This window comes from Leucobacter chromiiresistens (genome assembly GCF_001477055.1).
Lineage (GTDB): Bacteria > Actinomycetota > Actinomycetes > Actinomycetales > Microbacteriaceae > Leucobacter > Leucobacter chromiiresistens_A.
In genome coordinates this window covers 1-7,500 of the sequence record NZ_LDRK01000128.1, presented here as the reverse complement: position 1 = coordinate 7,500, position 7,500 = coordinate 1, and the positions used below count along the sequence as shown (strand labels likewise).

6 protein-coding genes and 1 pseudogene are annotated in these 7,500 nt (G+C 70.8%); 5 read left to right on the top strand and 2 right to left on the bottom strand.

Annotation, left to right across the window (positions count from 1 at the left end; genetic code table 11):
- Positions 1 to 548, top strand: a 548-nt coding sequence (locus tag NS354_RS12440) for a YceI family protein (protein WP_058594772.1), incomplete at its 5' end; no start/stop codon positions are given.
- 54 nt (positions 549 to 602) lie between these two features.
- On the opposite strand, the gene NS354_RS12435 is transcribed toward NS354_RS12440, so the two are convergent.
- Positions 603 to 1,796: a RimK family alpha-L-glutamate ligase gene (locus NS354_RS12435; RefSeq protein ID WP_058594771.1), complete on the bottom strand. Its 1,194-nt coding sequence runs from the start codon at positions 1,794 to 1,796 to the stop codon at positions 603 to 605.
- A gap of 25 nt (positions 1,797 to 1,821) precedes the next feature.
- Between NS354_RS12435 and NS354_RS12430 the strand changes: the two genes are divergently transcribed.
- Both NS354_RS12430 and NS354_RS12425 read left to right on the top strand, forming a co-directional pair.
- Positions 1,822 to 2,301 carry an ATP-dependent zinc protease family protein gene (locus NS354_RS12430; RefSeq protein ID WP_074689993.1) on the top strand — a complete coding sequence of 160 codons (480 nt, stop codon included), beginning with the start codon at positions 1,822 to 1,824 and terminating at the stop codon, positions 2,299 to 2,301.
- 51 nt (positions 2,302 to 2,352) lie between these two features.
- Positions 2,353 to 3,474: an N-formylglutamate amidohydrolase gene (locus NS354_RS12425; RefSeq protein ID WP_058594770.1), complete on the top strand. Its 1,122-nt coding sequence runs from the start codon at positions 2,353 to 2,355 to the stop codon at positions 3,472 to 3,474.
- Here the strand turns inward: NS354_RS12425 and NS354_RS12420 are convergent.
- Positions 3,471 to 3,893: an META domain-containing protein gene (locus NS354_RS12420; protein ID WP_058594769.1), complete on the bottom strand. Its 423-nt coding sequence runs from the start codon at positions 3,891 to 3,893 to the stop codon at positions 3,471 to 3,473. The genes NS354_RS12425 and NS354_RS12420 overlap by 4 nt on opposite strands.
- A gap of 328 nt (positions 3,894 to 4,221) precedes the next feature.
- On the opposite strand from NS354_RS12420, the gene NS354_RS12415 reads away from it, so the two are divergent.
- Positions 4,222 to 6,363, top strand: a complete 2,142-nt coding sequence (locus NS354_RS12415; RefSeq protein WP_058594768.1) for a trypsin-like serine protease — start codon at positions 4,222 to 4,224, stop codon at positions 6,361 to 6,363.
- A 575-nt stretch (positions 6,364 to 6,938) separates the two neighbouring features.
- Positions 6,939 to 7,500 (top strand): annotated as a pseudogene (locus NS354_RS12410) (aspartate aminotransferase); the annotation flags it as partial.

The window sequence follows — 7,500 nt, the reverse complement described above, 5'->3', positions numbered from 1 at the left end:
CGACCGAGCTCGATCCCCGCCTCCTCGTCGGCGGGTGGAGCGTGACCGACGGCTCGGAGGCCGGGTACCGGGTCGACGAGGTGCTGAACGGGACCGACGTCACCGTCACCGGTCGTACCGACGAGGTGACGGGCACCTTCACGATCGACGACACCGGGCTCACGCTCACGGCCGCCGAGCTCACCGTCGACGTCGCCAGCATCGAGACCGACAGCGCGAACCGCGACGCCTACTTCCGCGATGAGGCGCTGCGCACCGACGAGTTCCCCGAGGCCGCCTTCGTGCTCACGGAGCCCGTGACCCTCGAGAGCGCCCCCGCCTCGGGCGACGTCGTGCAGACCGCGGCCACGGGCGAGCTCACCATCGCCGGTCAGACCCGCACCGTCACCGCCGAGATCGAGGTGCGCAGCGACGGCACCACCGCCGAGATCGCCGGCTCGATCCCCATCACGTTCTCCGACTTCGGCGTCGAGGCCCCCGACCTCGGGTTCGTGTCGGTCGAGGACAGCGGGGCGGTCGAGTTCCAGCTCACGGCGGCGAAGTCGTAGCCGTCGAGTTCCAGCTCACGGCGGCGAAGTCGTAGCCGGCAGGGATCGGGGCGCTCAGCCGTCGGCGAGCTCGCGCGCCGCCTTCGAGAGCTTGCGCACGCGCGCCCGGCGCCGCCGGCGCTCGGGCAGCATCGAGCGCATCTCTTCAAGCTTGCCGAAGCACAGCAGCCGATCCTCGGCCTCGAGCACGAGGCTCTTGCGCGGATTCGGGATCACCTGCACGCCGCGATGCAGCGTCAGCACCGTCACATCGCGCTCCCAGAGGCCGAGCTCGCCGAGCGTCTTGCCGACGTATTCCGATCCGTGCATGGTGAGCTCGGCGACCCCGTAGGCCGTCGAGACGCTCAGCCGCTGCCGCAGATCGATCTCGGGGAAGTTGACCTGGTTCGCGATGAAGTCGATGATCGCCCCGGCGATGTCGAGGCCCGTCGCGCTCTCGATGCCCTGCAGGCCCGGCGAGGAGTTGACCTCCATCACCAGCGGGCCCTCCTCGCCCTCGAGCATGTCGACGCCTGCCACGCGCAACCCCATGATCTGGGCGGCCCGCACCGCGGTCTGCTCGTAGTCGGCGTCGAGCTGCACCGGCTCCACGGTGCCGCCCCGGTGGACGTTCGAGCGGAACTCGTCTCCGCCGGCCGTGCGGCGCATCGCTGCGACCACCCGGTCGCCGATCACGAGGGCGCGCACATCGCGGCCGCGGCTCTCCGATACGAAGCGCTGGATGAGCACGTTCTGCCGGGTGGAGTGCAGGGTCTCGATGATCGCCTCGGCGACCTTCACCTGCGGCGCGAGGATCACACCGATGCCCTGCGTGCCCTCGAGCAGCTTGATCACGACCGGGGCGCCCCCGACGCTCTCGATCGCCGGCCGCACGTCGGCGCGGTTGCGCACGAACGCCGTCGCCGGCATCTCGATGTTGTGCCGCGACAGGATCTGGTTCGCGCGCAGCTTGTCGCGGGCGTTCGCAATGCCGTTCGACGTGTTCGGCGTGTACACGTCCATCTGCTCGAACTGGCGCACCACCGCCGTGCCGAAGTAGCTGATCGAACTGCCGATGCGCGGCAGCACGGCGTCGTAGTCGCTGAGCTGCTTGCCGCGGTACAGCAGGTCGGGGGCCTCACCCGCGAGGTCGATCGCGAAGCGCAGGGTATTGAGCACGCGCACGGTGTGCCCGCGCTCGAGAGCCGCGGACTGCAGGCGCTGGGTGGAGTACGCCTGCGGGGCGCGCGAAAGAATCGCGAGTTTCATCGTGATTTCCTGCCAAAATAGATGCGTGACCGTACCCGACCATTCAAGCACTCTCACCGGGTGGCGTGAATGGGTGAAGCTGAATGGCATCGGCGTGCCGTGGATCAAGGCGAAGATCGACACCGGCGCCCAGACTTCGGCGATGCACGCGACCGACATGGTCGAGTTCGAACGCTCGGGCGCGCCGTGGGTGCGCTTCCTCGTGCAGCCCTGGCAGGCCACCGACGACGACGCCGTCGAGGTGGAGCTCCCGGTGCACGACCGGCGCACCGTGCGCAGCTCGTCGGGCCACGCCCAGCTGCGCCCCGTCGTACTCATGACGATCTCGCTCGCGGGGCGAGAGATCGAGGCTGAGGTCACGCTGACGGATCGCGAGGAGATGGTCTTCCGCATGCTCATCGGCCGCGAAGCGCTGCGTCAGGGGTTCATCGTCGACTCGAACGCGTCCTTCCTCGGCGGCCGGCCTCCGCGCGGCACCCGGCGCCGCAATCGCGGCCGGGCGTGACGCCGCCGCACTCGTCTTCTCCGCCGGGCACCCGGCCACTACGCTGGCTCCATGAGCGCGCATGATCTCGACCTGATCCCCGCCGGAACGGTGTTCGCCCCGTCCGAGGTCATCCACTACGCCGACCGCGACATGCGAGACCTCGCGCAGGCGATCTCCGACGCCGACGTGCTCGTGACCGTTCCGCACGCGGAGGCCGCGATCCCCGAGGAGCTCGTGGGGTTCCTCGCCCCGGGTCTCACCCGCCGTCTGCAGCGCGATTTCTCCGATGCCACCGCGGCTCGGGTCGTGCGGCGCTGGGCGCAGATCGATCCCCGCATCGTCGCCGTCGTGAACCCGCACCCCCGCCTCGTGCGCGACGCCAACCGAGCGCGCCCCGACGACCTGCGCGACGAGCTGCGGCGCGCGTTCGATCGGGTGCGCGCCGCCGGAGCGGCTGAGGACGCTGGAGCCGCCGGAGCGGCTGAGCCCGCCGACCTCGACGGCGTCGACGCGATCCGGCCCGTCTCGTACTCGAACATCGCGATGCTCGATGCGCCCGCGACGCCCGAGCGGCTCGACGAGCTGGTCGATGCGCTCACCGCGGTCGCCGCGCAGGGACTCGACGTGTACGAGGCCATGCGCGAGGAGCTCACCGAACTCTTCATCACGAAGGGGCTCGCGCACGGCGGCGCCTGCACCCTCCTCTCGTTCCACGACACCATGCACCTCGGCATGCGCCCCGACGGCTCCCTCGACCCGGAGGCTCCGGCGGGCGGTCTGCCCGGGGTCGTCACGCTCTCGAACGGCGGCGACACCGAAGGAGAGGAGCGCGGCACCGGCGAACCGGTGACGATGCCCCCCGCCGACCTCCGCATGCTCGCGGACGCCCACCGCACCGAGTTCGAGGTCGCCGATCACGACGCCGTCGCACTCAACCGGCCCTATCGCGGCGAGCACGAGATCTTCGCCGCCGCCGCACGATTCCGCAGCATCGCCGGCGAAGCCGAGGCCGCGGGGTTCTCACCGGCGGCCGCGCAGGCCAAGTTCTCACGCGCCTACCTGCTCGGGCCGCACGCGATCGATGCGCTGCGCGAGCCCGGCGCCGACTGGGTCGACGAGGATCCGGAACGCATCGACTTCCTCGCGTACGCCTGCAAGCGCGCCTGGGATGCGTTCCGGGACCGCGCTTAGGCCTCCCGCTGGAGGGTGCCGATCTCGTCGCCCGAGCTGTTGAACACCAGCAGCTCATCGCCCGAGAGCCGCACCTCGCGCACGCCGCGCAGCCAGTCGTCGACGCCCGGGCACCCCATCATCGTCGAGACGAAGCTCTTGATGCGTACGCGATCGCCGTCGATCGCGTACGTCGATCCGATGCCGTTGCAGCCATCGGTTCCCGACACCTTGCCCGAGTCGTCGAACGTGAGCGTCGGCTTCCCCTGCTCGTCCGAGAACCACGTGCCCACCACGTCGGCCTGCTCGATCATCTCCGCATCCCCCGTCTCTCCGTCGGTACCCGATCCGCCGGCGCTCAGCGACGCGCAGCCCACCAGGAGGGCTGCACCGCCGACCACCGCGGCGACTCCCGCCGCCCACCTCGTGCGTCGCTTCATCGCTCTCCCCCGTCTCCCCGTCATCCCCGTCGCCGCGCTGCATCTCTGCACGCGCATTCGGGCGTTCGACGCCATCGTAACGATGGGAGATGCACTCGCGATCCAAATTTCTCGAATAGGCAGTGCATCGGGGTTTTCTGGCGAAACGCCCGGCCGCTCAGGGGTCTCACCCCTTGCATGGTGCTAATTATCAGGTTACCGTTTTCCTGGCCTCTGGTGTCGCGCCGGGGTGTTCGCGTGTGGGTAACGAGAACACCGTCAAACCGGCGACGACGTGTACGGAACCAGAGGTCGATTTCAATCATTTTGAACGCTTAGGGGAAAACACGTGACACAACGTCGCCCACTCGCGCTCGGCGCGGCCGCGGTGCTCGGTCTCGGCAGTCTCTTCGTCGCCACTCCGGCGATGGCAGAAGACGGCACCGGTGCACAGCTCGACACCACTGCATCGGCAATGGCAGCAGTCGAGAACATCAACTCCAGCAAGGAGATCGGCGCAGACCTCGCCGTCGGCGCCGGCACTCTGAGCAATGGCGAGCCCATCGTTCTCGTGAGCGAAGCGCCCGAGGAGAAGGTCGACGCCGTCGAGGAACTTGCGAAGGAGAAGGGCGTCGAGAACGTGGCCATCGTCGGCAACGTGGTCTCGCACGCCTCCACCGACATCGTCGCCGGTGCGGGCTACTTCGGCGCGCTGTCGGAAGGGCGCGTCGGCACCTGCTCGACCGGCTTCACCGGTTTCTCGCCTGAGGGCGAGCCCGCGCTCATCACCGCCGGGCACTGCTCGAGCGACGGCGCGATCACCGAGGTCCAGTTCAGCGATCCCTCGAACGATGCAGCCGGTGGCGAGTTCATCGAGCCCGACGGCAACGGCATCGCCGGTGCCTTCGGCTTCAGCCAGTTCGGCGGCCCGGGCAACACCGCCGGCGCCGAGAACGACCCCAACTCCACCGACATCGCCGTGATCGACATCACGAACGATGCGCTGGACCTCCTGCCCGCCGTCACCGACTGGACCACGGCCGACCAGGACGACCTGTCGCTGAGCACCACGCCGATCAAGGCCGTGGGCCTGCCGCAGTCCGGCACGATCTCCAAGTCGGGCCGCACCACCGGCCTCTCCACGGGCAGCACGACCGTGCGCCTCCAGTACCTCGACGGGCAGATCCGCCCGACCGAGATCCTCGACGGCTACATGGAGGTCTCCGACCGCTGGGTGCACGGCTTCATCGGCGGTGCGACCACCAGCCCCGGCGACTCGGGCGGCGCCGTCTTCCAGGGCGAGACCGCGGTCGGCGTCGTCAGCGGCGGGCCTGAAGAGGTTCCTGCAGGCACCGACGACTACGCCTGGTACACCCTGCTGCAGCCGGCTCTCGGCTTCACCGACGGCTACACCGTCGCACTCGACATCGACGAGCCCGTCGTGAAGACCGACCTCTCCGAAGGCGTGGCCGGCGGCAGCGACATCGTCGTCACCGTTCCGAGCAACGCCACCGAGCTCTCCGTGGGCCAGGGCAACGCGGGCGACACCATCGCCGTCGAGGGCACCGAGGTCTCCTTCCCCGCGCCGAACGAGCCGGGCCAGTACACCCGCACCCTGACGGCGATGAACGGCTTCAGCGCCTCCGAGACCGTCGAGATCAACTTCGAGGTCGTGCTCGCCGCGCCCGTCGTCAACGACGTCACCTCCGAGGAGTCGGCCGTCACGCTGACCGGCTCGGGCGTTCCCGGTGCCGAGGTCGCAATCACGTTGACCCCTGCCGCCGAGGGCGCGGAGCCCGTCTCGCTCACCGCCACGGTGAACGAGGACGGCACCTGGTCGGTTCCGACCGAGCTCGACTACGGCACCTACGCCGTCTCCGCCACGCAGACGTTCGAGGGCCAGACCTCGGCCGCCGGCACCGGCACCGTCTCGGTCGTTCCCGCGGCTCCCGCGATCACCTCGGTGAAGCCCGGCACCACCTTCGAGGCCGCTGACGCTCCCTCCTCGATCTCGGGCACCGGCATCGAGGGCGCCACGGTCGTCGTGAAGCTCAACGGCGAAGAGGTCGGCACCGCCAGCGCCGGCGGCGCGGCATCCGAGTCGGGCGTGGCGGCTGACGCCGCCGTCGTCGGCGCGGACGGCACCTGGACGCTCGACCTGGGCGCACAGCTCGGCGCGGGCGCCTACACCGTCGAGGCCACGCAGGCCATCAACGGCGCCACCTCGGCCCCCGCGAGCCTGGTGTTCAACGTCGCCGCGGCGCCGGTCGCCCCGGTCGACCCGGTGGATCCGGGCAACCCGGCCGCTCCGGTCGATCCCGCTGACCCGGCCGCTCCCGGCCAGGGCGGCGCCGGCGGAGCCGAGCTCGTCAACACCGGTACCGGCTTCTCGATGCTGCCCTTCGGGCTCGCAGCACTCGGCATGCTGGTGCTCGGCGGCGGCGCGATCGTCCTCACCCAGCGTCGTCTGCAGGCCAGCGCCGCGGAGTAATCCGCTCGCCGGCTGACAGCCGCATCGCATCGCACAGCGGGCCTCGATCTTCGGATCGGGGCCCGCTGTCGTTGTGCGGTCTGTCGTTGTGCGGTCTGTCGTTGTGCGGGGTGCTTCGGGATCCGCCCCGACTCCATCCGTCGAGACCGGGTCCGTGTGCCGCAACCGGCCCATTCCGGCGAGACCGAGGGTCGCCGCCGAGCCCGAGGGCTGCCGCGCACCGCACCCGCCGCGGCCCGCCGAGACCGCGGACCGCCGCGGCCCGCCGAGCCCGAGGGTTACCGCCGAGCCCGCCGAGCCCGCCGAGCCCGAGGGTTGCCGCCGAGCCCGAGGGATTCTGCGCTGCACGAACCCTCGTCCTCGGTCGGACCCCTCGCTTTCGGCGAGATCATGAGCGGGGCGCACGCGGGCGCACGCGGGCGCACGCGAGCAGGGCGCACGCGGGCAGGGCGCACGCGAGCAGGGCGCACGCGAGCGGGACGCGGGCGGGGCGCGGCTCCGACGCACGCGCGCCAGATGACGGCCCGTTACCTCGCGGTTCGCGCCCGCCGAGGCTCGCGCGAGACCATGGGGGCATGAGCGACGCAGACTGTGCACCGAACCCGACAGCGCTCACTGCTCGCGCGCTCGCGCAGCGCCCCGACGTCGCACCGTGCACCGAAGCGACCGCCGACCCGTCGGGCGTTCCGTTCACCGCGCTCGATCCGCGGGGGCTCCGCGCGCAGCGCACGAGCATCAAGTGGTCGCGCTTCGCGGAGGACGTGCTCCCGCTCTTCGTCGCCGAGATGGACTTCGCGGTCGCGCCCGAGATTCGACGCGCGCTGGTCGAGCGCGTCGACGCGTCCGATCTCGGGTACGTCGACGGCCCGGGCGAGCTCGCGGCCGCGTTCGCGGGCTTCGCGGCGGATCGCTGGGGCTGGCGCGTGCCGCACGACCGGGTGCACCTCGCCACCGATGTCGCGACGGCCGTGGTGGAGGCCCTCCGCGTCGGCCGGCCGGGCGGGGGCCGTCTCGCCCTCGCCACCCCCACGTACCCCGGGTTCTTCGAGATGCTCGAGGAGGTGCCGTTCGAGGTCGTCGAGATTCCGCTCGCCGCCGAGCCCTCTCCTCCGGCGAGGGCTCGGCGGCGAGCGGAAT

Coding starts and splice junctions, on each gene's coding strand:
- NS354_RS12435 (WP_058594771.1), bottom strand. CDS start 1,796: ATGAAACTCGCGATTCTTTCGCGCGCCCCGCAGGCGTACTCCACCCAG.
- NS354_RS12425 (WP_058594770.1), top strand. CDS start 2,353: ATGAGCGCGCATGATCTCGACCTGATCCCCGCCGGAACGGTGTTCGCC.
- NS354_RS12420 (WP_058594769.1), bottom strand. CDS start 3,893: ATGAAGCGACGCACGAGGTGGGCGGCGGGAGTCGCCGCGGTGGTCGGC.